25 protein-coding genes are annotated in these 24,347 nt (G+C 42.6%); 6 read left to right on the forward strand and 19 right to left on the reverse strand.

The window, feature by feature from the left end; genetic code table 11:
* Positions 1-57: 57 nt before the first annotated feature.
* The 5 genes from secDF to CKK33_RS09440 form a co-directional block, all read right to left on the reverse strand.
* Entirely contained in the window at positions 58-3,033 is a 2,976-nt protein-coding gene (secDF, locus tag CKK33_RS09420; protein WP_095703863.1) for a protein translocase subunit SecDF, read from the reverse strand.
* A 115-nt stretch (positions 3,034-3,148) separates the two neighbouring features.
* Positions 3,149-3,631: a dihydrofolate reductase gene (locus tag CKK33_RS09425; protein ID WP_095703864.1), complete on the reverse strand. Its 483-nt coding sequence runs from the start codon at positions 3,629-3,631 to the stop codon at positions 3,149-3,151.
* Complete coding sequence (locus tag CKK33_RS09430; protein WP_095703865.1) at positions 3,628-4,008, reverse strand: type II toxin-antitoxin system death-on-curing family toxin; 381 nt, start codon at positions 4,006-4,008, stop codon at positions 3,628-3,630. The genes CKK33_RS09425 and CKK33_RS09430 overlap by 4 nt, the downstream gene beginning before the upstream one ends.
* A complete protein-coding gene (locus CKK33_RS09435) occupies positions 4,005-4,205 on the reverse strand; it encodes a hypothetical protein (protein WP_095703866.1) in 201 nt (66 codons plus the stop codon). The genes CKK33_RS09430 and CKK33_RS09435 overlap by 4 nt, the downstream gene beginning before the upstream one ends.
* Before the next feature lie 25 nt (positions 4,206-4,230).
* On the reverse strand, positions 4,231-5,052 hold the full coding sequence (locus CKK33_RS09440; protein ID WP_095703867.1) for a thymidylate synthase: 822 nt from the start codon (positions 5,050-5,052) through the stop codon (positions 4,231-4,233).
* A gap of 139 nt (positions 5,053-5,191) precedes the next feature.
* Here CKK33_RS09440 and ispE point away from each other — a divergent pair, with 139 nt between their 5' ends.
* Positions 5,192-6,034: a 4-(cytidine 5'-diphospho)-2-C-methyl-D-erythritol kinase gene (gene ispE, locus CKK33_RS09445; protein ID WP_369803548.1), complete on the forward strand. Its 843-nt coding sequence runs from the start codon at positions 5,192-5,194 to the stop codon at positions 6,032-6,034.
* Positions 6,035-6,146: 112 nt separating this feature from the next.
* On the opposite strand, the gene CKK33_RS09450 is transcribed toward ispE, so the two are convergent.
* The 4 genes from CKK33_RS09450 to tgt form a co-directional block, all read right to left on the reverse strand.
* Positions 6,147-6,425, reverse strand: coding sequence for a hypothetical protein (locus CKK33_RS09450; protein WP_095703868.1), 279 nt, complete (start codon positions 6,423-6,425; stop codon positions 6,147-6,149).
* 853 nt (positions 6,426-7,278) lie between these two features.
* Positions 7,279-8,181 (reverse strand): DMT family transporter, encoded by a 903-nt coding sequence (locus CKK33_RS09455; RefSeq protein WP_095703869.1) that lies wholly within the window; start codon positions 8,179-8,181, stop codon positions 7,279-7,281.
* Positions 8,181-9,296, reverse strand: coding sequence for an LptF/LptG family permease (locus CKK33_RS09460; RefSeq protein ID WP_095703870.1), 1,116 nt, complete (start codon positions 9,294-9,296; stop codon positions 8,181-8,183). Before CKK33_RS09460 ends, CKK33_RS09455 begins: the two co-directional genes overlap by 1 nt.
* Positions 9,297-10,427, reverse strand: a complete 1,131-nt coding sequence (tgt, locus tag CKK33_RS09465; protein WP_095703871.1) for a tRNA guanosine(34) transglycosylase Tgt — start codon at positions 10,425-10,427, stop codon at positions 9,297-9,299.
* Between the two features lie 183 nt (positions 10,428-10,610).
* Here tgt and CKK33_RS09470 point away from each other — a divergent pair, with 183 nt between their 5' ends.
* From CKK33_RS09470 to rsmG, 3 genes are read left to right on the forward strand one after another with little or no spacing between them, the layout of a single operon-like run.
* On the forward strand, positions 10,611-11,729 hold the full coding sequence (locus CKK33_RS09470) for a glycosyltransferase (RefSeq protein ID WP_095703872.1): 1,119 nt from the start codon (positions 10,611-10,613) through the stop codon (positions 11,727-11,729).
* On the forward strand, positions 11,720-12,325 hold the full coding sequence (locus CKK33_RS09475; RefSeq protein WP_095703873.1) for an RNA polymerase sigma factor: 606 nt from the start codon (positions 11,720-11,722) through the stop codon (positions 12,323-12,325). The genes CKK33_RS09470 and CKK33_RS09475 overlap by 10 nt, the downstream gene beginning before the upstream one ends.
* A complete protein-coding gene (gene rsmG / locus CKK33_RS09480) occupies positions 12,315-12,941 on the forward strand; it encodes a 16S rRNA (guanine(527)-N(7))-methyltransferase RsmG (RefSeq protein WP_095703874.1) in 627 nt (208 codons plus the stop codon). The genes CKK33_RS09475 and rsmG overlap by 11 nt, the downstream gene beginning before the upstream one ends.
* On the opposite strand, the gene CKK33_RS09485 is transcribed toward rsmG, so the two are convergent.
* Complete coding sequence (locus tag CKK33_RS09485) at positions 12,931-14,964, reverse strand: M56 family metallopeptidase (RefSeq protein WP_095703875.1); 2,034 nt, start codon at positions 14,962-14,964, stop codon at positions 12,931-12,933. The two genes, rsmG and CKK33_RS09485, sit on opposite strands and share 11 nt — an antisense overlap.
* Positions 14,961-15,338 (reverse strand): BlaI/MecI/CopY family transcriptional regulator, encoded by a 378-nt coding sequence (locus CKK33_RS09490; RefSeq protein ID WP_095703876.1) that lies wholly within the window; start codon positions 15,336-15,338, stop codon positions 14,961-14,963. The genes CKK33_RS09485 and CKK33_RS09490 overlap by 4 nt, the downstream gene beginning before the upstream one ends.
* A gap of 124 nt (positions 15,339-15,462) precedes the next feature.
* Here CKK33_RS09490 and dprA point away from each other — a divergent pair, with 124 nt between their 5' ends.
* Positions 15,463-16,560: a DNA-processing protein DprA gene (gene dprA, locus CKK33_RS09495; protein WP_095703877.1), complete on the forward strand. Its 1,098-nt coding sequence runs from the start codon at positions 15,463-15,465 to the stop codon at positions 16,558-16,560.
* Here dprA and CKK33_RS09500 read toward each other — a convergent pair.
* From CKK33_RS09500 to CKK33_RS09535, 8 genes are all read right to left on the reverse strand, one after another.
* Positions 16,557-17,033, reverse strand: coding sequence for a histidine phosphatase family protein (locus tag CKK33_RS09500; RefSeq protein ID WP_095703878.1), 477 nt, complete (start codon positions 17,031-17,033; stop codon positions 16,557-16,559). The two genes, dprA and CKK33_RS09500, sit on opposite strands and share 4 nt — an antisense overlap.
* A gap of 62 nt (positions 17,034-17,095) precedes the next feature.
* Complete coding sequence (locus CKK33_RS09505) at positions 17,096-17,716, reverse strand: porin family protein (RefSeq protein ID WP_095703879.1); 621 nt, start codon at positions 17,714-17,716, stop codon at positions 17,096-17,098.
* Positions 17,717-17,767: 51 nt separating this feature from the next.
* Positions 17,768-18,736 carry a glycosyltransferase family 9 protein gene (locus tag CKK33_RS09510; RefSeq protein ID WP_095703880.1) on the reverse strand — a complete coding sequence of 323 codons (969 nt, stop codon included), beginning with the start codon at positions 18,734-18,736 and terminating at the stop codon, positions 17,768-17,770.
* On the reverse strand, positions 18,736-19,239 hold the full coding sequence (rfaE2, locus tag CKK33_RS09515; RefSeq protein ID WP_095703881.1) for a D-glycero-beta-D-manno-heptose 1-phosphate adenylyltransferase: 504 nt from the start codon (positions 19,237-19,239) through the stop codon (positions 18,736-18,738). The genes CKK33_RS09510 and rfaE2 overlap by 1 nt, the downstream gene beginning before the upstream one ends.
* A gap of 18 nt (positions 19,240-19,257) precedes the next feature.
* Positions 19,258-19,812 carry a D-sedoheptulose 7-phosphate isomerase gene (gmhA, locus tag CKK33_RS09520; RefSeq protein WP_095703882.1) on the reverse strand — a complete coding sequence of 185 codons (555 nt, stop codon included), beginning with the start codon at positions 19,810-19,812 and terminating at the stop codon, positions 19,258-19,260.
* 41 nt (positions 19,813-19,853) lie between these two features.
* On the reverse strand, positions 19,854-20,834 hold the full coding sequence (gene rfaE1, locus CKK33_RS09525) for a D-glycero-beta-D-manno-heptose-7-phosphate kinase (RefSeq protein ID WP_095703883.1): 981 nt from the start codon (positions 20,832-20,834) through the stop codon (positions 19,854-19,856).
* A 41-nt stretch (positions 20,835-20,875) separates the two neighbouring features.
* Positions 20,876-22,561 (reverse strand): DNA polymerase/3'-5' exonuclease PolX, encoded by a 1,686-nt coding sequence (locus tag CKK33_RS09530; RefSeq protein WP_095703884.1) that lies wholly within the window; start codon positions 22,559-22,561, stop codon positions 20,876-20,878.
* A 177-nt stretch (positions 22,562-22,738) separates the two neighbouring features.
* Entirely contained in the window at positions 22,739-23,458 is a 720-nt protein-coding gene (locus CKK33_RS09535; RefSeq protein ID WP_233138181.1) for a DUF3667 domain-containing protein, read from the reverse strand.
* 94 nt (positions 23,459-23,552) lie between these two features.
* On the opposite strand from CKK33_RS09535, the gene CKK33_RS09540 reads away from it, so the two are divergent.
* Positions 23,553-24,314 (forward strand): helix-turn-helix transcriptional regulator, encoded by a 762-nt coding sequence (locus CKK33_RS09540; protein ID WP_095703885.1) that lies wholly within the window; start codon positions 23,553-23,555, stop codon positions 24,312-24,314.
* Positions 24,315-24,347 lie beyond the last annotated feature (33 nt).

Here is a 24,347-nt window from a genome sequence, read left to right on the forward strand (position 1 = left end):
AAAAAGGCTCCAAATGTTCTTTGGAGCCTTTGATATTTTTGAGTTAGCTATCGCTGTTTACTTCAGTTCTTTTTTACCGAAATCGATAATTACCGGTGAAGCCACGCATATTGACGAGTAGGTACCAAACAGAACACCGATCAATAAGGCGAATGAGAAACCGCGGATAACATCACCACCGAACGCGAACAATACAACCAATATCAATACTACGGTTAACGCGGTGATAATGGTACGGCTCAGCGTGCTGTTGATAGCTTTGTTGATCACTTCCTCGTTGTTGCCACTTTTTGAATGGTTAAGGTACTCACGTATACGGTCAAATACTACCACGGTATCGTTAATAGAGTAACCGATAACGGTAAGCAACGCGGCAATGAAAGCCTGGTCGATATCCAGCGAGAATGGCAACAAGCCTTTAAACAGCGAGAAGAATGAAAGTACCAGCAATGAATCGTGCGCGGTAGCGATCATGGCGCCAAGGCTGTACTGCCATTTGCGGAAGCGGATAAGGATATAAGCCGAGATAACGATAATGGCAATAATAATGGTCCATTTTGCCGAAGCCTTCACTTCGTTGGCTACAGTTGCCTCTACTTTTTGGTGGCTTAATATCTGGTCCGGCGTGATTTTAGTTGCCGGGTTGCTTGCTAAGGCTTTTATTAAAGCATCCTCTACTTTGGCGTCAGCGCTTTCGGCGTTGTCGTTAATAAGGTAGTTGGTAGTGATGCTTATTTTATCAGTACCATATGTTTTTACCTCGGTACCACGGCCAAGCGTAGCGTCAATAGCATCATGCACCTGTTCTGTTGTAACTGATGGGCCAAACTTAACCAGGTAAGTACGGCCACCACCGAAGTCAACACCGTAGTTAAAGCCGCGGGTAAACATAGATACTAAACCGGCAATGATGAAAATACCAGAGAAAGCATAGTACTTGTAACGGTTTTTAACAAACGCGAAGTTGGCGTTCTTGAAAGTATGAGAGCTCCATGGGCGTGAGAATTTAATATCCCAGCCTTTTTCAAGCATATATTCAAAGATCAACCTTGAGATAAGTAATGAGCAGAACAGGGTAGTCACAATACCGATCATCAGCGTGGTAGCGAAACCCTGGATTGGGCCAGAGCCGAACACGAACAGGATAACACCTGTAAGGAAGGTACTGATGTTGGCATCAAGGATAGACGGCAAAGCGTGCTTGAAGCCATCGGCAATGGCAATGCGTAGTGATTTGCCCAGGTTCAGCTCTTCGCGAACGCGCTCATAAACCAATACGTTAGCATCAACCGCCACACCCAGGATAAGGATGATACCGGCAATACCAGGCAGGGTTAATACGGCACGGATGCTTACTAAAACACCCATCAGGAAGAACACGTTTACCAATACGGCAACTACCGCAACAGTACCCGCACGATTGTAGTAAGCGATCATGAAGATCAGGATCACAACCAAACCAAGTACACAAGACAATAAGCCCGCGCTGATAGCTTCCTGGCCTAATGAAGGGCCTACTACCGCTTCGCCAACAATACGTGCAGGGGCCAGTAACCGGCCTGCCTTTAACACGTTGGCTAAGTCTTTAGTATCTTCCTGGGTAAAGTTACCACCTGAGATAGATGATACACCACCAGAAATTTCGTTCTGCACGTTAGGGGCAGAGTATACGTTGTCATCCAAAACAATGGCAATCGCTTTTTTGCCTGCTCCTGCAGAAGCCTCGGCAGTAATGTTTTTCCATTTTTGGGCACCTTGCGAGTTCATGTACATGGTTACCTCAAAGCCGCCCTGCAATTGGTTAACATCGCTGCGGGCATCGGTAATTACATCGCCATTTAATACCGGGCCGTTTTCGGCGCCAGCCAGTTTAATGGCATACAACTCAAATATTTTAGTGCCTTTTTCAGGTTTTACACCCCAAAGGAATTTAAGGTTTTGCGGCAATACGGCCTTAACATCGGCACTGTGCAGGTAGCTGTTTACTTTAGCGGTATCTTTTTGCTCGGCACGGCCAACAATTGGGCCAGGTGCTAATTGCGGCGAACCATCCTGGCCCTGGTAAACCATTGGCGACAGAACCGCGAACAATGGATTTTGAGCGGCAAGCTGTGCTTTGTTGTTAACGCCGGCAGAGTCTTTAGCGCCAGCCTTTTTAATTTTACTCAATAATGAGGCAGCCGAATCTTTTTTGGTAGCCGCTACAGCAGTAGCAGTTTTCTTAGCGGTATCAGCCTTTGCAGTGGTATCTTTAACGCCGGTTTTGTTTTTAGCGGCCAGTATACCGTTGATATTACCCAACAGGCCGTATATCTCGCCGTTATCAAAAGTTTGGTAAAACTCCAATTTTGCTGTACCTGATAACAGTTTACGAACACGTTCAGGTTCTTTAACACCCGGCAGCTCGATAAGGATACGGTTGGTGCTTTTTTGCAGCTGAATGTTAGGCTGGGTTACGCCAAACTGGTCAATACGTCTTTGCAATACAGTGTATGACTGTTGTACGGCAGTATTGGCCTGGTCTTTCAGGTAAGCTTCAACCTCGCTGTTGCTTGAATTGAATTTTAATTTGTCCTGATTGCTGTTGTTGGCGAAAATAGTAGCCAGTTTACCGTTAGGGTTTAATTTCTGGTACTCATCAACAAAAAGGGTGATGTAGTCTTTTTGCTCGGTAACGCTTCTTGCCTGCGCATTGGTTAACGCCTGGGTAAAAACTACGTCCTTGTTGTTGTTTGATAACTCGGTCACCAGTTCGCGCAGCGATATTTGCATGGTAACATTCATACCACCCTTCAAGTCCAAACCAAGAGCAAGCGCACGGTCAACACAATACTGGTAAGTATGGCCAAATACCGGGTACACCGGTTGTGTAGAAATAGAATCCAGATACGCCGTTTCTTTCTTGGGATCGCCTTTGGCGTATGCTTTCGCATCACTCTCAACTTTGTGCGTCACCCATGTAAATGATAGCTGGTATATACATACCAAAGCCAGCAGAATGGCGAAAAATTTAATAACCCCTTTACCTTGCATTGCGAATTAAATATGTAATTAATTAGTTTATAAGCTTTTTTAAATAAGACGGCAAATCTAATAAAATTTCACAACCCTGAAATTTTAAATTGAAACAAAATATTCGCCGTTTTTGTTACCGGCGGTTCAGCGTAATGTACGAATAGGGGTATGGATTTTTTTCGTCGGCCTCGTGGCGCTCGCTGCTTACTTCGGTCCACTGGTTGTGGTCAATTGTTGGGAAAAAGGTATCTGCCTCAAACTGGTGGTGAACAATGGTGAGGTATATCCTGTCGGTTTTATCCATTGCCTGCCGGTAGATCTCGGCGCCGCCGCCAATAAATACTTCGTCTTCACCCTGGCAAAGTGCCAGGCCTTCGTCAATAGATTTTACTACTTCGCAGCCGGGTATCTCAATATGCTGCCGGGTAACTACAATGTTGCGGCGCTTTGGCAGGGGTTTACCAACCGAATCAAACGTTTTGCGACCCATGATAATGGTACGACCCGATGTGATATCTTTAAAATGTTTAAGATCATTTGGCATATGCCAAAGTAACTGGTTGTTTTTGCCGATTGCATTGTTCTCAGCTATGGCTACTATGATTGAAATTGTCATTGGGTTTTGATAGAATGCTGGGTAATCCAGGCTTTTATTTGGTCGAAGTTAATATGACCCATACTTGCTGATACTGCCATATCGTATTTCTCTATTTGAGAAGCTAACATAGTGATATGAGCGTCTCTTAACGTGAGACGAAGCAATAGATAGGCAACCCTTTTATTACCATCAACGAATGGATGGTTAATTATTACACTTTCAAATACGGCTGCCGCTTTATCTATGGCAGTAGGATAAAGATCTTGCTGATCAAACGTCATGTACGGACGTGCTAATGCAGCTTCCAAACCAGCAATGTCTCTGACGCCTTTGTTTCCGCCAAATTGATCGATTAAAGCATTGTGATATTCTTCAACAATTTGTAAATCGATCATTGAGCTAACTTCCTAAATACTTCTTCGTCTTCCGCAAGGATCTCTTTAAAGTATTGGTCATATTTTGTTTTTTGGGCAATTTTCGCATTTACATCTTGAATGTAACCCAAAACATCTTGCAGTAAGTTCTCAGGAGCGCTTTCAGGAATTTGCTCAATAGCTTTTTGTATCTCTTCTTTTAACTCTGTAGTGCTCATAATCTCAAATTTACTAAATTTCTGATTACACCGCAACTACCCCTTTGATATGCGGGTGCGGATCATAATTTTCCAAAGTGAAGTCTTCGTACTTAAAGCTGAAAATATCTTTCACTTCGGGGTTGATCTTCATGGTAGGCAGCGGGCGAGGGTCGCGGCTCAATTGCAGTTGCGCCTGCTCCAGGTGATTGTTGTAGATATGGGCATCGCCAAAGGTATGGATGAAATCGCCATAGTCCAGGTCGCAAACCTGGGCCATCATCATGGTGAGCAAAGCGTATGACGCGATGTTGAAAGGTACGCCCAAAAATATATCGGCACTGCGTTGGTATAACTGGCATGATAACTTACCTCTCGTTTCGCCCTTTGATGCATCGGCGGGCTCCACGTAAAACTGGAACAAACTATGGCAGGGTGGAAGTGCCATCTGGTTAACATCCGCCACATTCCATGCCGACACCATGATGCGGCGCGAATCAGGATTGTTTTTGATAGTGTTTACCACTTGGGTGATCTGGTCTATGTGGCCGCCATCCGGCGTAGGCCAGCTGCGCCATTGGTAACCGTACACCGGGCCAAGGTTGCCGTTCTCATCGGCCCACTCGTCCCAAATGCGCACGCCGTTATCTTTCAGGTACTTGATATTGGTGTCGCCGCTCAGGAACCAGATCAACTCATGGATGATGGATTTAAGGTGGAGCTTCTTGGTGGTCACCATCGGGAAGCCATCCTTGAGGTTAAAACGCATTTGGTAGCCAAACACGCTAAGGGTGCCCGTTCCGGTGCGGTCATGCTTTTGCGCTCCGTTATCCATCACATATCGCATCAAGTCGAGGTACTGTTTCATTTCTTGAAATTTGTTGAGTGGTCATCAGTCATCTGTCATTAGTATTTTACCACGATCACCAACGACTGATGACAGCGAAGCTAAATGACCAATGACGATGAAGTACAAAGAAAAATAATCTAATTTTGGTATCCTACGGATGTGCAAAAATACATCCGTTGTTAATCAATCGCTGATGATCGTATTCCCGAACGCAAAAATAAATATTGGCCTAAACATTACCGCCCGCCGCCCCGATGGTTATCATGACCTCGAAACGGTTTTTTATCCCGTCAAAATTTTTGATGTGCTGGAAGTGATCGAAGCTGCGGACCTAAGCTTCCAGTCATCAGGACTCGACATACCGGGCAGGCCCGAGGATAACCTTTGCATCAAAGGATATCATTTGCTCAAAAAAGATTTTCCAAATCTGCCCGCGGTAAAAATCCATCTGCACAAAAATGTTCCGATAGGCGCCGGGCTTGGAGGGGGTTCGGCCAACGCGGCGTTCTTCATCAAATTGATGAATGATAAATTTGGACTCGCGCTGTACGAAGAGGGGATGATGGACTATGCCCGACAGCTCGGTGCCGACTGCGCCTTCTTCATTGGTAACCGTCCGGTGTTTGCTTTTGAGAAGGGCGACGAGTTTGAACCGGTTAATCTGGACCTTTCAGCCTACCACATTGCATTGGTAATGCCTGATGCGCACGTATCCACCGCAGAAGCTTATAGAGGCGTAAAACCCGCTCCGGTTAAGGAAACTGTATACGACCTGGTAAAAATGCCCGTAGCGGCCTGGAAAAAGCATATCCGTAACGACTTTGAAGGTCATATCTTCAATAATCATCCAGTTATCCGTGGCGTAAAAGCAAGCTTGTATGAATGTGGTGCATTATACGCCAGTATGAGCGGCTCAGGCGCTTCCGTTTTTGGGATCTTTGAGAGCAAGCCCGACCTGGGCGAATTGGAAAAAACTTGCCGAGTGTTTTATGGGGTGTGATGGTGAGTAGGTAACAGGGAGTAGTATGCAACGAATTCCCAACGGGGTGCCAACCAAACCAAAGCAAATAGTTTTTCTCAGCGTAAAACCACTCACTATTCACCACTCACCACTAACTAATATAATCCCTGTCTTCGTCACTTAGTGTATCGGGATTTTCTTTTCCGTGGATGTCGTTATAATGCTCGCTAATGTTATACTTCTTATTTTTGGGGCGGCCAACCAGTACGCCCAGGATGAATGCGAACACTGCCACCGCTGTGAGCATGGCCACTTTTGAGAGGTATACCGAGCTAAACAAAATGGTGAATTTTACCTCGTCGGTATTTTGCATGAATACTACCGTTAACAGTGCGACGATGATCAGCGCGATGATATTTTTGATGCTCATAAAATTGGTTCCGGTTATCTTTTAAACAAGTTACGTTATTTAAAACATTAACCCCAATAGGGCAGGGTTGTTGGCGTGTAGTGCCAACAATATTTCCAATCCGCGAGCATGGAAATTTTGATGAAAAATTTGGACGGTTTTTGGTCCGGAATGATTGTGCAGATATTAGCCTGATAGGATAGGGGTATACTTCGCATTTTATTTCTCCGTGTTTTTAAAGCCCCGGACTTTTTGATCCGCTTTTTTATGCCCGTCTACAACGGATCCTCGTTTGAAAATTCTGATAATTTTTTGGCCAGCTCGATTGATTTGTATACCAAAGCCGGTACTCTGCCTTATTTTCAAAATTCTACATTTAACATTTCAATACACTTATTGCCCATCTACTCGTGCATTTCATTGGTGTAATTTATTATTCAATTGTTTATTGTAATAACATTGATTTATAGCTATTTAAACTATTAATTTACGCCATAAAATAGAAGATACTAAAAAATTTAGTTTTTGATGTGCCTATTTTTTTGAGTTATATAATTTATAAATTTATTTAAATTATATAATTAATTGATTTTGTGATTTTTATTTTTTTAAATATTATTTAGAATAAGGTGTTAAATTCAGTTATTGAGCATATTAATAAAGGATTGGTGGAAATTTGAAGGATATTCAAATGATACACTAAGTAGAAGATTAAAAATAGCTGTAAACGATCAAAAGATTTTTGACAAGGAAAAGTGCAGTAAAAAATCAAAGTGGCTTAGAGGGGCTAAAAATGGCTTATAAGCTCATGTTTACTTTGCCCCTACCCTATACTTTTTCGAGTAATATGGCTGAAATAAAGAAGTGAAATCTGTTACCTGGAACGGCGTTTAGCTACCTGTTTCTGTGCTACCGGAAACAAGAAAATAGTAGACAAAATAATAACGGCACCGGCCCAGAAACCGATGCTCATATCACTGGTGTTATTAAAAAAAAGAAAGGCCATAATAATACCATACACAGGCTCAAGGTTGGTAATGAGCGCTACCCTGAAGGCCGAGAGTTCGCGCATTACGGAAACGCCGGCAACGTATGCCAGCGAGGTGCAAACCGTGCCAAGGATAACTAAGTAACCAATATCTGAGGCTTTAGGGATGATAAAACCGGCGGTACCAACCGTAATAAAAAGGTAAATGGTTATCCAAATAAACGCCCCGGAAAGTTCATAAAATGCAATTACAGGAGCCTCTATTTTTTGTACATGCCTGCCGTTAATAATAGAAAACAGGCTGGCTAAAACCGCGCTTATTAACCCTGTGATAATTCCCTTAGTGTATTTTGTCTCAAATTTAAATATCAGGATAATACCAATAATGATGAATAATCCTGCCACAATTTCCAGCTTGGAAATAGCTTTTTTATTAATGAGCGGTTCGAAAATTGCCGTAAAAAGTGTGACCGACGAAAGGCAAACTAACGTGACAGGAACGTTGGAAAACTTTATAGAAGCGAAAAAAAGTACCCAATGCCCGCCCACTAAAGCGCCTGTTAGCGCCAGTTTAAGGATAGTTTGAAGGCTTAATTTCAGCGTGGTTTTGTTGAATTTGAAATACAAAAACAGCGAAAAACTGGCAATAAAAACCCTGTACCAAACCAAATTTATGGCCGAAATAGAAATAAGCTGGCCCAAAATTCCGGTGAATCCCCACACAAAAACGGTGAAATGCAGGATCAAAAGGTTCTTGTTTAAACCTGTTTTTGCTAAGTTTTGAGACATTATTTAGGCGCTTTTACAATGAGTATATAGCCTAAAATACCAAAAAGTACATTAGGAATAAACACCGAAATGAGTGGATCAAAGCCCCCCTTTATTGAAAAAACCAAGGCAAATTTGTTTACAACGATGTATGTGAAACAGATGAAAATACCTATTCCTAGCGGTAAGCCAACACCGCCGCGTACCTTTCTAGACGATATGGCAACGCCTATACAAGTAAGCACAAAGGTAGATAATGGCTCTACAAAACGCCTGTATTTTTCAAATTCCATATCAATAACAGCGCCTGTACTGCGTATTTTTTCTTTAGCTATCGCAGCGTTTAAAACAGGCAAAGGCATGGCGCCATATATGTTACTTACCACGTTATCATGTGCCTGAAAATCTATCGGGCGCATATCTAAAACGGTATCTAATGAGGTGCTGCTTGTGGTCCAGGTTTCCTTTAAACCGTTTACATAACGGCGGGTAGGAGTATTAATAATCCAGTGGTTTTTGAGCGAATCGTACTTAATGCTGGTGGCGGTAAGGCGTTGTTTCATCTCGTCGCCATCAAACTTTTCCATCATAAACTGGTAGCCGGTTTGCATAGCAGGGTCAAAAGACTGCAGGTAAACATAGGTATGTTTATCCAGTTGAATATGTACATCCAGCTTCGATTGATCATCATTTGCAAAGAAGTTTGCGCTTTCAAAGTCTACCTTTAATTTGTTTGTATAAGGTATCACATATACATTCAGCAGCAGCGAGGCGGTAAAAATAATGCTTGCCGATATTACATATGGCCTTAAAAAACGATAGAAACTGGCCCTGCTGGTAAGTATGGGTACAATCTCTGTTTGGTTAGCCATTTTGGCCGTAAAAAATATCACCGCCAGGAAATTAATGAGCGGCGATAACAGCATCAAATAGAATGGAATAAAGCCGGCATAGTATTTAAATATAATATCATGCAGATTGGCATTCTTCCCCAGGAAGTTGTCCAGGTGTTCAGATATATCAAATATTACCGAAATAACCAGGAAAATACCCAGTGTAAACACAAATGTGCCCAGGTATTTGCCCATTATAAAGCGGTCAATAACGGTTAAATATCTGCGAAGTAATCTCTTCATTTACAATCTTGTGCCTAAGCGGGTTACCATTTTGTTCTTCCAGTCGTAAAACTCTCCCGAAATGATTTTATTGCGTGCCTCGCCCACTAACCACAGATAAAAATGCAGGTTATGTAACGTAGCGATCTGGGCGCCCAGCATCTCACCGCTATGGATCAAATGGCGCAGGTAAGCTTTGGTGTAAACCTTATCCGCAAACAAATCACTATCAGCATCAATGGCCGAAAAATCGTTTTTCCACTTTTCGTTCTTGATATTTATGATACCATTGCGGGTAAACAACATACCATTACGGGCATTACGGGTTGGCATTACGCAATCAAACATGTCAATACCCAAAGCAATATTTTCCAGTATGTTAACCGGGGTGCCCACACCCATCAGGTAACGGGGTTTTTCTTTGGGTAATATGTCGCAAACAACCTCCGTCATGGCATACATTTCTTCGGCTGGTTCACCCACGCTAAGGCCTCCAATGGCGTTTCCTTCGCGTTCAAAAGAGGCGATCACCTCAGCCGAACGTACCCTAAGATCCTTGTAAACGGAACCCTGCACAATCGGGAATAAGGTTTGGCTATAACCATATTTGGGCTCCGTGCTATCAAACCTGTCGCAGCAGCGTTTAAGCCACCGGTGGGTCATTTCTATCGAGCGTTTCGCATAATTATAGTCGCACGGATAGGGGGTACATTCATCAAAAGCCATAATAATATCCGCGCCAATAATGCGCTGGATATCCATTACATTTTCAGGCGTGAACAGGTGTTTGGAGCCGTCTACATGTGAGCGAAAGGTAACCCCTTCCTCCTTAATTTTACGTACTTCGGTAAGCGAATACACCTGGTAGCCGCCGCTATCAGTAAGAATAGGGCCATCCCATCCATTAAATTTATGTAATCCGCCAGCCTGTTCAAGAGTGTTTAGCCCGGGCCTCAAATATAAATGGTAGGTATTTCCTAATATGATCTGGGCTTTTATATCGTCTTTTAGTTCGCGCTGGTGTACAGCTTTAACCGTACCAGCGGTACCAACCGGCATAAAAATAGGGGTTTGGATAACGCCATGGTCGGTTACCAGTTCGCCTGCCCGGGCTTTTGAAAGCGGGTCTTGTGCTTGTAAAGTAAATTTCATTATGTCCCGGCAAAATTACAAAAATCAATTTGTAAAGGCATGGCTTTATTGCCACACCATATCGATTGTTAAATTGCTGAATGATCAGATTGTTATTGGTTTAAAATACAACCATATAAACCAACAATCTTAATCGTAATTGTCGTTGATTTTTAACAAATTTGTCGCTTATTTACAGCTAAATTGGAAGCTTATATTCACGAGGCGTTATTCGTACTATTTCAACTTTGTTTAATTGTTCAGTTATATTACCTGTTAACTCATCACAACGGGCTTGGCAGTTATACTCCGCCGCAGGAGATGCCGGAACCAACCGTGCCGGTATCAGTCATTATCAGTGCCCGTAACGAGGCGGATAATCTTACCCAATACCTGCCTTATATATTACAGCAAAACTATCCTGAATATGAAGTAGTGGTGATCAACGATCGTTCTACAGATCAAACGGCCGACGTGTTGATGGATATCCAAAAAGAGTTTGCACACCTTAAGATAGTAACCGTTACCGAACACGACCGTTATAAAACAGGTAAAAAATTCGCGCTTACCATGGGCATTAAAGCGGCCAGATACGAACATTTCTTGTTTACAGATGCCGACTGCAAACCTGCAACCCTGCATTGGATAACACGTATGGCGGCCAATTTTAACGCCACTACACAGATCGTACTCGGATATTCGCCTTACACGCGTACGCGCAATTTCTTAAACCCCTTTATCCGTTTCGAAACGTTAAAAACCGCTATTAATTACCTGTCGAGCGCTTTAAAAGGCGATGCTTATATGGGTATCGGTAGAAACCTGGCTTACACGAGAAGTTTGTTTTTTGGGGCTAAAGGTTTTGCATCGCACATGCATGTAATGAGTGGCGACGACGACCTTTTTGTGAACCAAAACGCCACACCAACCAATGCCGCTATAGAAATACACCCGGATACGTTTACTTACAGTGATGCTAAAACTACTTTGAGCTCGTGGTTCACCCAGAAAAAGCGTCATATGGGCGTTGGTAAACTATACCGGAACAGTCACAGGCGCATGCTTAGCCTCGATGCGGTGAGCGGATTTTTGTTTTACGTACTGTTTATTTTGTTCATTATTTTAAAGTTTGAACCATTGCTGGCGGCAGGTGTTTTATTATTCAGGCTTATATTGCAGTTACTCGTTTACAGGCGTGTATTTAAAAAACTGGATTGCGGCGATTTGTTATGGTGGCTGCCCTTTTTTGACATGATATATTATTTATATTTAAACGTGTTTGGATTGATTGGTACATTTATTAAAACCACGCGATGGAAGTAAATAAAAACTTCACTGAAAATGCCAAAAATGATTTTCATTTGGTGGTAAAAGCACGCGAGGGCAACCAGAAAGCATATGCCGACCTGATGCAGCGCTATAAGGATTCGATATACTTTATGGTGCTGAAAATGGTAAATAATAAGGAAGATGCCATGGACCTCACCGTGGAAACCTTCGCCAAGGCTTTTGAAAAGCTGGATAAATACCAGCCCGAATTTGCCTTTAGTACCTGGTTATTCAGAGTGGCTACCAACAATTGTATCGATTTTATCCGTAAGAAGAAGCTGAATACGCAATCTATACATGGTATGATAGACGATGATGGTGACGAAAAGCCATTACAGATAAAAGCTGATACGTTAAACCCCGAAGAATCGTCGATAAAAAAGCAGCAAACCGCCGAGTTAAAGTTATTGATAGAAAGCTTACCACCCCGTTACCGCAACCTGATAACCCTACGCTACTTTGATGAGTTATCATACGAAGAAATTGCCCAGCAGCTTGACCTGCCTTTGGGAACCGTTAAGGCGCAATTATTCAGGGGCCGGTATTTACTGGGTAACATTATAAACCGATATAAAAAGGATGGAATCTGATATCCTGTTAAAATACTTCCCCGATATTACGATAGAGCAGCAGGAGCAGTTTGCGCAGCTAAAGGAACTGTATACTTATTGGAACAACCAGATCAACGTGATATCACGTAAAGATATAGATCTGCTGTATGAGCGGCATGTATTGCACTCCTTAGGTATAGCCAAAGTAATGGGATTTTTACCCGGCGAAAACGTGTTGGATGTGGGTACAGGCGGCGGTTTTCCCGGCGTTCCACTGGCTATTATGTTCCCTGATACGCGGTTTCACCTGGTGGACAGCATTGGTAAAAAAATAAAAGTAGTAAGTGAGGTTTCTTCGGCAATTGGTTTAAAAAACCTGCGTGCATCGCACTCTCGGGCTGAAGAAGTAAAGGAAAAATTTGATTTTGTGGTATCGCGCGCGGTTACGCAATTGAAGGATTTTTATCCTTGGGTAAAGGACAAATTCAATAAACAGTCTAAGAATAAATTGCCTAATGGTATACTCTATTTAAAAGGAGGGGACCTTACGCAAGAAATTGCCGACGCGGGTTTAGCCGTGCAGCAATTCTACCTCAAAGATTATTTTGATGAGGATTTCTTTGAAACCAAACAGGTTATTTACGTCAAGATTTAGATTTGTAACCCATAATAACCACTTCGCTTAATATGGTTGTCGTTTCTCCTTTAGTAAGCGTATAACCTGTGGCTGGGTATTCTTTTTTAACATCAGGCTCCTTACTATCGTTAGTTATTGCAAACAATACCGGCATACTATATTTGCCGTTTTTTAAATTTAATGGCTTATCAAAGTCATTCATAGCTCTAACTACTTCACCGTCCATTATTGGCATTAGGCCTCTGATAATTCTAATATTACTTATTTTTTTGTCTTCAACATTGAAAGTTAAAATCACTCTACCCTGTTTATCGCTTTCAAAAGCTATTGCTGGATATCTCACTGTTCTGCCTAAGTGAGTATAAAGTGCCTTTAGGCTTTTATCTTGGTCAGCATTATTTACATCGCTAAGTTTTTCAATAGGTGGCGGCGGAGGAATCCCCTTAACTTTTTTTCTCGGCTCTATCGGTGGCGGGGGAGGTGGCGGCATGTTCATCATGCTATCTTGAGCCTTGGTCATTCCAACTATCTGTATCTCACCAATATAATTGGTGCTTTTTGTTACAAAAGGAGGCGGAAAACTTACGCCCTCATGGCCAAGTATAAAATAATGCACATTCATTTTGTAAGTACCTGCATGTGTGTTTATTTTTCCATTAAACTGGTTTACAGTATTTGCAAGCACATCATTAAACGCGCTACCCGGTTTGCCTGCTACTCTGGCATTGCTTACACGGCCTGCGCTGTTCACATCAAAACTTAGCAAAACGTTGGCGTTCTGGTTGTTTTTTACAGCTTCTGCCGGGTATTTTACTTTGTTGATGATGTATTGAGTAAATGCCGTAAATGGAGTTTTTACCGGAAATATCGGCGGTGGGGGTGGGGGAAGTGGATGTTGTTTTTGCTCAGAAAGAACTTTAGTAGAGTCACGTAGCACTTTCTCTATCCTGTACCAATTACCCTTTAAATTAACTTCTTGTGGTTCACCAGAGAAAGTTTTTACAGAATAAAGTTTACTTTTATTTGCAGCTGAGTCTTTTAGTTCTATATCATCTGAAATTACAGTAAGTCCGCTTTTAAGTTCGGTTAATTTAAGCGCATATTTACCACTGTCAATTTGCTGAACAGCCATCTTCTTTTGCTTGATTGGCCCCAGTTCTATCACCCCGTAATTTTTACTGAACAGTAGGGTAGATGTACACAACATCCCCGCGGAAAGCGGTACTGCTGCCAGGTATTTTAGCCTTGCTAACTTGCCTGATCGTTTTTGGTTTAACATAATTATTCTCCTTTTTAATAGGTTATTGTTAAAGAAAGAATGTGTAACCGGTGCACCTGCCAGCCCATAAGCATTGTTGAGTAGAAAAGAGGAATATGAGAGGGCGTCTCTTTCAAGCGCGGCAGTTTGTTCATCGGCAATATACTCATGCAGGGTTTTTAAACTCTGCTGTACCAGGTAAACCACCGGACTAAACCAGTTCACTATTTTTAGTATCTCCAGGAAGAGCACATCAAGTGTGTGTTTTTGACGGATATGCACCAATTCATGCGCTATAATGGTGTCCGGCTGCTTAAGACCTGTGCCTATATACAGATAATTGAAAAATGAAAAAGCGGTTTTTTGATCGGGCAGATCAATCCTTTGATAATTACCATACTTACAAGCTTTTCCTGCTTTGGTTATCTTAAGCAAGCACCACAATCTAACAGCAAAAACTATGGCAGCTATTAAGGTACCGGTTATATAAATGTATGGCAGGATGTTTTTTACAGAAAATTCGAAGCCTTGGTTTTGAACGGGTATATTAAGATTGGCAGCTGGCAGTACGTAGGACACCTTAGTAAAAGTTTGCACCTCCTGTATGTTGGGCCTTAATACGCTTACCTGCATCAGCGGAATGATGAAAGATATGATGCAAGATAATATCAGGTATACCCGGCTAAGCGTATAATGTGTATTGCCGGCAAGCAGCAAGCGGTAGCATAAATAAAATACCAGCAGGTAAATATTTGCCTCGGTGAGATAATGTAACCAGCTCATTTTTTCTCAGATTTAAGTTTTTCAATCAACGCGCTTAATTCATCCAGTTCTTTAACGCCCAGCTTTTTTTCATCAGCAATAAATGATACCAGGCTTTTATAAGAGTTATCAAAATAATTGGTCATCAGCTTATCAATACTGAATTTTTTGTAGTCGGCTTCGCTGATGAGGGGGAAGTAAACATGGGAATTGCCATAAGCTTTATGATCAATAAAGCCCTTTCCTTCCAATACCCGTACTACGGTTGACACGGTGTTGTAAGCAGGTTTAGGTTCTGGCATCTGCTCCAATATATCTTTTACAATACCTTCTTTTAACTGCCACAATATCTGCATGATCTGTTCTTCGGCCTTGGTGAGTTCTTTTAGTTTCATAGCAAACTATTTTTATAGTTAAGTGAAGGTATAAACTATTTTTATAGTTTTCAAACTATTTTTATAGTTTTTTTAAGAGGAGGCATAATTCTAATGCTATCGCTATATTGTAGCACTTATAACTATGTCACTACTTCATCAGATCGCGCTTACTTTTTTAAAAGATATAGGCCACACCAGGGCTAAAAACCTTGTTGCACATTTAGGCAGTGCCGAGGAGATATTTAAAGTTTCTCCATCCAAACTGGTAAAAATACCCGGCATAGGTGAAACCCTTGTAGGTAAGCTGGATATGGCAGAGCCTCTGCACAGGGCCGAAAAGGAGCTGAGATTTGTGGAGGATAATCACATTGATGTACTGTTTTACACCGACTCGCGATATCCACGCCGCTTAAAAAATTGTGCCGACTCGCCGGTTTTGCTTTACAGCAAAGGAAATGCTAACCTTAACCCACTAAAATGTGTGAGTATAGTAGGTACGCGTAATGCTACTGATTATGGCAGGCAGCTATGCCGGCAATTAGTGGAGGAACTTGCAGCTTACAATGTATTGGTAATAAGCGGGCTTGCACATGGTATTGATGTAGCTGCACATAAAGAATGCGTAAAGCATCATTTACCTACTGTAGGGGTTTTGGGGCACGGATTGGATAAGTTGTACCCTCATCAAAACCGTTCTGTTGCGGATAAAATGTTGTTGAATGGCGGCTTGTTGTCCGAATATCCTTCAGGTACACGGCCAGACAGGCAGCATTTTCCTGAGCGTAACCGCATAGTGGCCGGTATGGCCGACGCTACTATCGTGATTGAAGCGGGTTTAAAGGGTGGTGCATTAATTACCGCTGAGATTGCCAACAGCTATAACCGTGATGTATTTGCCTTTCCCGGCAGGTTAGGGGACGAATATTCTGAAGGATGTAACTTTTTGATACGCAATAACAAAGCAGCCCTGCTCACCTGCATGGCCGACCTTGCTTACAGCATGGGCTGGGAAAAAAACAGTGACGTAAAAGGAGCTGAACAACTTGTATTAGCGATTGATCTTACTGCTGAAGAGCGTGCTGTTTATGAAGTGATCCGCTCTAACAGTTCGCCGCTGGCAATTGATGAACTGGCTATAAAAGTGAATATGCCTACCAGCCAACTCGCCATGACTCTCCTTGATATGGAGTTGCAGGGCTTTATACGCTCCCTACCGGGTAAAACTTACGTAGTTAATTAATCTTTAGGGCTATCAAAGTAAGTTAAAGTACCGGTATTTTCACTTAATTCTGCCCAGCTTTCGGTATTAAATTCCATCAGCGCGAGGGCGCAGGTGGTCACCTCGCGGTATTCTCCACTCAGGTAGTACAGCACTTGACTAATGCCCGGGTTATGTCCTACAAGGGCAATAAAATCGTATTGATCATCAAGATGATAAATCACCTTTAATAAGGCGCTTTCGCTGGCGTCATAAATTTCTGGATAATAAGTTGCGGTTGGTAAACCGAGACCTTTGGTAAATACATCAGCTGTAGTAACCGTACGTAGCGCCGGGCTGCTTACCATTTGCTCTGGCTTTATATTGTTTACTATTAAACGGTTAACCATAACATCGCATTGTGCAAGTCCTTTTTTAGTAAGCGGTCGTTCAAAATCAGTAAAGCCCGTATCATGCGTTGCTTTGGCATGGCGTATAAACAGCAGTTTTTTCATATGCCCTAAAAATAACAAAAGCGGGATGTTATGTCCCGCTTTTGTTATAAAGTTTTTAGTGGTTAAAACTTAAAACCTATTGAAATACCAAAAACACGGTTTTTGGTTGACACTTCACTACTGCCATCATTACCAATATCGGTTAAGCCCAGGTCATAGTTGATACCTAATAAAAATCCGCTGTTAAATTCAAGGCCTGCAATGCCGTTAAGGCCTGCATCAACTCGTTTAAAGTCTTCTGGCCCACTGCCAAAAGTGATGTCCTGGCTTGCGGTATTGCTTCCATCAGTACCTTTAACTTTACCATTTAACCCAAATGCAACGTAAGGGCCGGCACCCAAATATACGTGGCCAAAACCGGCAGGTACGTGGTAAACCACGTTTACAGGCATTTGCAGATAATAAGTTTTGATATCAACTTTGGTATTGTCGTCGCCGGTAATATTACCACCTTTGCCCATGTAATTTAAAGCCGGTTGTATGGTAGTATTTGTACCCACTTTAAAATCGGAGAAAAGCCCGGCAGCAAACGTAGTTGTTGAGCCCGTTGATATAGAAATATTACCGTTTGAGGCTGATAAGCTGGCAAAGTTTACACCACCACGAATACCAAAAGAGGGAACTTGCGCGAAGGTGGCAGTAGCCACGAATGCGCAGCAAATAGAAAGTAGAATTTTCTTCATTGTGCTTTAGATTTAGTTTAAGCACGAAGTTAATAAGAATATTCTTTATTGCTATAATTTATTGAGGAAGTCGGTAATAGGCTTTTCGGAAATATCGCGCATGCATTTAAAATGACCCAGCGGGCATTTGGCAAGGCCGAATTTGGAGCAGGGGCGGCAGGAAATATCTATACCGGCTACCAGTGCATCTTTCACCATGTAGGGCTGTACACCCAACAGATCGGGCACTGTACCTCCCCATACCGATACAATGGGCCGGTCAAATGCCTCAGCTATATGCGTAAGGCCGGTATCAAACCCTATGATCCGCATGGCTTTAGATACTAAAAAAACAGATTCATCAAGCGAGGTTCTGCCGCAAGCATTGTAAACTTTTGAGCCAATTGCCGCGGCAATTTCTTCTCCGTTAACGGCTACATCATTACCTCCTAATAATAGTACAGGCAGGTTTATTTGTTTGCAGATGCTGATGATCTTATCGTTAGGCATCCGTTTGGTAAAATGTGTAGCACCAATAACAAAGGCCACATAGCCGGCCTGGTGCGTGGCAGGCAATAAGTTGGCAAGGTTATATGACTTTTTGATAAAATAATCTATCGGTTTGTGATCATTTACCACGCCTAAAGGCTTAACCGCATTCAGATACCTGTCTACCAGATGCAGGGGCGATACCAGATTTTTTTTTAGTTTAAGGCTGAGCCATTTACGTACGGTCTGCTTTTGGTAGGTGTACGCGGGTATACCTGTTCGCCATTTGATTATTGCGGTGCGCAGGTTGTTGTGCAGGTCAACAATGTGATCATAGCCTTCAGATTTTATTTCGGCTATGGTATCGGCAAGTTTAGGTTTTAGCAGCAGCAGTTTATCGGTATATGGGTTGCCCTCGTAGATGTATTTAAACGCCGGTTTGGTTATGAAATGTACTTCGGCATTAGGCAATTGTTTTTTTAAGCATCGCACCACCGGTGTGGTGTAAATGATGTCGCCTATGGAGCTGAAGCGGATAACCAGGATCTTCATCAGGAAGTTTGCGCTTTTATCCTGTTAATAATGGATGTTGATGAATAGCCGTCTACCAAAGTAATGGTTTTCACTTCACCGCCATTAGCCAATACTTCTTTTGCACCTGCTATCTGTTCAACCGTGTAATCAGCACCTTTTACCAATACATCAGGCAGTAATTGGGCGATCAGATCACGAGGCGTATCATCTTCAAACAATACAACCGCATCTACAAAAAATAGTGATGCCAGCAATGCTGCCCGGTTGTTTTGGTCGTTTATGGGCCGGCTTTCGCCCTTAAGGCGTTTAACGGAAGCATCTGTATTAAGGCCGATGATTAGCTTATCGCCCAGTTCTGCTGCTTTTGATAAATAAGTGATATGCCCCAGATGCAGCAAGTCAAAAACACCATTGGTAAACACCACTTTTTCACCAGCTTGTTTCCAGCGGGCTATGTTGGCTTGCAAAGCAGGTAGGGTAGTGATCTTATCTAAGAGTGTTTTTTCCAGCTGATGGCGCATTATACAAAACTATATAAATTAAAAAAGGTCGTCTACCGCTTTGCATAAAATATGCCCGATGAGAATGTGCATCTCCTGTATACGGGCCGTTACTTCTGCCGGTACTACAATATTCAGCTCACAAATTCCATTCATTTTACCACCATCGCGGCCGCTCAGGCCCAGTGTTTTACAGCCGGATTTTGTGGCTGATGCAAATGCGTTAAGTATGCCTTTGCTATTGCCGCTGGTAGATATGCCTATAAAGAGGTCGCCCGGCCGTGCAAGCGCCTCAACCTGGCGCGAGAAAACGTGGTCGTAACCATAATCATTAGCAATGGCGGTTAGGGCAGAGGTATCAACCGTTAAAGCAATGCCTGGTAAAGCCCGGCGTTCCTTTACAAAACGGCCGCTCAATTCGGCCGCTATGTGTTGTGCATCTGCAGCGCTGCCTCCGTTACCAGCTATTAATACCTTGTTGCCTGCTTGTACACAGTCGCATATCATTTTGCACGCATACTCAATATCTCCCGTAAGGGTTTCAATTACCTTTTTTAGGGTTTGCTGGTGCTCGTATAATTCTTCTATTACCATTTGTTCTTTTTGATTAAGACATCGGAGATCTTAAAATATCTTTATCTGCTCTCCATGTCCTGCAATATTTCTTCAACAGTGGTTACCGCACTACCTGCCTGCCGTATTACAATAGCCGCCGCATGGTTAGCCAGTTCGCAGGCTTCATCTATATTTAAGCCTTGTGCCATAAAATATGCCATGGCTGCTATTACGGTATCTCCGGCGCCGGTTACATCAAATACCGACGTTGCTTTAACCGGTAATAGCTGGTAAGCCAGTTCACTGACGATGGCCATACCTTGCTCAGACAAAGTTACCACAATATATTGAGCCCCGGTTTGTTTAAGTATAACCCTTGCCGCTTCCTGCAACTGCTCCACGTTGCTAATGCGTTCCGTCTTGGCAGCCTCTGCAAGTTCCTTACGGTTGGGTTTTATAATGTAGGCACCTTTATATTTATGATAATCAAGGCCTTTGGGGTCAACAATAACTTTTTTATCTCTACGGTTAGCTTCTTCTATCAGATGTTGGGTAAGTTCAGGAGCGAATAAGCCTTTGTTGTAATCAGAAAATACAATAATGTCAGCAGCATCAATAGCGTTTTTAGCGTGAGCTATAAATGCCTTTTGCAGATCGGCAGAAAGCGGATGAGTGGTTTCCCTATCGACCCGTACCAACTGGTGGCTGCCCGCCATAACACGTGTTTTTACGGTGGTAGGCCGGGTAGCATCCTTAAAAATGGCACTTGCATCAATGCCTTCTTTTTTTAGCACGTCTGAAAGCCGATCAGCGTCGGCATCGTTTCCGGTAACGCCGCCAAGGGTAATACCAGCGCCTAACGAAAGCAGGTTTTGCGCTACGTTGGCCGCGCCGCCCGGGGTAATAAACTCGTTGCGAACGTTTACTACCGGTACCGGCGCTTCAGGCGACAGGCGGTTGGCTTCACCTACAATATAATGATCGATCATCAGGTCGCCAATGACCAAGATATTTGGCCGGTTCCCTGCCTGTTGCAGGTCGCGTACTTTTTGTGATAACATAATTTTTTAAGGCAGTTTGTTTAAATTGTTGCTTATACAACTTATGCACTCACCGCACCTTTCTTTTTTTCAAATAGGTCTTTAATTTCTGCTAATGGCAGCGCGTTAAGGCAATGTTCTTTTGCCAGGCCGCCTTTACGGGCCGCTATAACGCCGTATTTCATATCATGGAAGCCGCTGTTGCGGTGCGCATCAGGGTTAATGGAAAGCATAACTCCCTTGCTAATAGCATATTGGTGCCAGCGCCAGTCAAGATCAAGCCTTAGCGGATTGGCGTTTATTTCAATGATCACATTGTTGGCCGCGCAGGCGTCTATTACCTTTTTATAATCAATATCATATCCTTTACGACTGAGTAATAACCTGCCGGTAGGATGGCCTAATATAGTAGTGTAAGGGTTCTCTATCGCTTTTATGAGCCTTGTGGTAGCTTTCTCCTCGGTCATTTTAAGGTTAGCGTGAATAGAGGCTACAACAAAATCAAACCTTGCCAATATCTCATCAGGGTAATCAAGCGAACCATCATTTAAAATGTCCGACTCGATACCTTTAAATATGTGGAAGCCATCAAGTTTTTTATTCAGATGGTCTATCTCTTCATGTTGTTGCAAAACCCTTTCAATACTCAGCCCTTTGGCATAAAACGCGCTTTTACTATGATCTGATATACCTAAATATTCCAGTTTTAGTTCATCGCGACAGTAAACAGCCATTTCTTCAAGGGTATTTACACCATCGCTCCAGGTGCTGTGGTTGTGCAATGCACCTTTAAGATCATTAAGCGTAATTAAGGTAGGCAGCTGGTTATGGATAGCCTTATCTATAAAATCCGTTCCTTCGCGAAGTTCGGGCGGCATCCATTGCAGATTGGCTTTTTCGTAGATGATCTCCTCACTTTCAGGCGCTTCCAGTTCACCTGTAATGCGCTTTAATACCGCTTCAACATGGTCTTCGCTACCAGTATTAAGGAAAAGTTCCTTGTAGTATTGCGAGCGTTGTACGCAAATAATATCTACCAGTAAGCCATTATTCAGCTCGCCCGAAATATGGTTGCCGTTAAGCGTTACGTTATTTAACAGCGTAGATGTTGCCAGTGCATCGAAGGCGATCTGCTGGTCTATGCTGCCAACAACAATTACCAGTTCACTGATGATATCGTTGCGGCGCCTTACTTCGCCGGCAATATGTTTTAAGGCATCCGGGAAAATGCCACGGATCTCATCTAACAGCTCATGCGCTTCGTGGTCTACCTGTGCATACAGGAATTTACCATTGCCTGCCATGCGGAATTCGATCACTTTTTTGATCTCTTCCTGGGTTTTAAAGCCGAAACCTTTAGCCTCAACCAGGCGGTTTTCATTACAGGCATAATACAGTTCGCCTATATTCTCTATGCCTAAATCTTTCCATATGATGGCGATCTTTTTAGGGCCGATGCCCTTGATCCCCATCATTTCTACAATGCCTTCGGGGGTTTTAGCAAGCAGTTCCTGTAACTCGGTAATGGTACCGGTTTGTAATAGCTCCATTACTTTTGCGGCAGTGCTTTTGCCAATGCCATCAACCTTTTCCAGTTCATCCTGCGTTTTACCGGCAACGGCGAAGGGTAATTTATCTATTTTAAAAGCCGCGTTTGCTATTGATTTTGTCTTGAAAGGGTTTTCTTCATGTAACTCCATCAATTGCGACAAAAGGCGAAACGTGCGGGCTATTGGTTTGTTCTCCATAACTTAGCTGAACGGTAAAAATACAAAAAGGCTATTGATGTATAATAACAGTTTAAACCTTAATTGTTGGCTAAAAAGGCTAAGTTTTTACGTTGAAGTTAAATGAGAAGATATTAGGTGATAAATGAAAGGGAGCCTTGTACAATTAGCCTGCTTGTTTTAGCATGCGTGACCGACTCAATGTTTAAGGAACTGATCGCCAATTAAACCTATAGCAAAAACGATTATACTAAATGTAAGCATGCCTAACAGATAGGCAATAAGCGCTTTAACATAACTCATCAACTTTGCCCGGTTAAAAAACTGGCCAATTCCCCATGAGATGTATACCGCGGATAGAGCGCTGGATACTGCCATTAGTTTATAATTGGTTATCCCTTCCACAATGGCGAATACGGAAAACAGGAGCATGCCAACCCCTTCGATAAAGCATAGCAGTATTAATATTTCAAAAAAATTATAACCGCTTTTCCTGAAAAATACCTTGAGCCACAGGGCGATAAATATCCCCATAATGATATTGGCATAGCCATAATGGTTTTGTATCCAATTATTGATAGATGTGGTTATGGGTCCTACCATGCCCTTCATGCTAACGTAGCCCTCCTCGATATGAAAGAAGTGGCTGATGATAGTGTAAAGCAGGGACGATAAGGTAATAAACAGGACGGGTTTTATTAACCGGCTGCGGTTCTCGGCCATAAAAATATGTACGCTCCTGCCCGGCCTTATCAATAATTCCCTTATGGTATAAAAAATACCTTTTTCAAAGTGCAGTACATGCAATACTTCGTGCTGTATGTAATGTGCATCAATCCTTTTGAGCTTTGCCGGCTGGCCGCATTGCGGGCAGTAATTGTAAGCAATTTCTGTATGGCAGTGGCCGCAGTTTATCATATTTACAAGCATAAGGTTATTGATATACTGCAAAAATTAAAAATCGGATAGGCTTGTAAACTACACTTTAGTGTAAATTTGAAGATATATACCTATGAAAACCGACATCAAAACTGGTTTATTAACCCGCAATAAAATAAACAACACAGCAGAGGCCGACCGTTTACAGCAGTTGGATTACCTGGAAGCCATCAGATCGTTTGCTCGCTTAACCTACGAAAGCATTTACGTGATTGATTATGAGAAAATGGGTTTTGAGTATGTGTCGGAAAACCCCTTGTTTTTATGCGGATATACGGCGCAGGAGGTGTTGGCATTGGGTTATGAATTCTATTTTAGGCATGTGCCGGAGGCCGATCTGCAAATGCTGGCTACTATTAACCAGGCAGGGTTTGATTTTTTTGATAAGATACCGCATGGGGAGCGCAAAGAGTACACTATTACCTATGATTTTCATTTGATTAATAAAGATGACAAAGCCTTACTGATCAATCATAAGCTCACCCCGCTGTTGCTGACAGGGGAGGGGAAAATGTGGAAGGCTGTGTGCGTTGTTTCTATTTCTCATCAACGGCAGGCGGGCAATGTTTTTATTAGCAGGCAGGGCAGCGATCAGCTTTGGCAGTTGGATATCGAAACCCTTGCCTGGCGAAAAGTGGTAAAGCCGCAGTTATCACAGCGAGAGATAGAGGTTCTCCAATTGCATGCGCAGGGTTTAACCATTAACCAGATAGCGGAGAAAATATTTGTCTCGCCTGATACGGTTAAATATTACCGCCGCCGCATTTTTGAACGCCTTAACGTAAGCAACATTGCCGAAGCACTGGCTCATGCGGTAAACAGCAAAATGATATAAATGAGAATTAACAAAAAAGGCCGCTTTTAAAAG

It is taken from the genome of Mucilaginibacter sp. MD40 (assembly GCF_002288635.1).
GTDB lineage: Bacteria > Bacteroidota > Bacteroidia > Sphingobacteriales > Sphingobacteriaceae > Mucilaginibacter.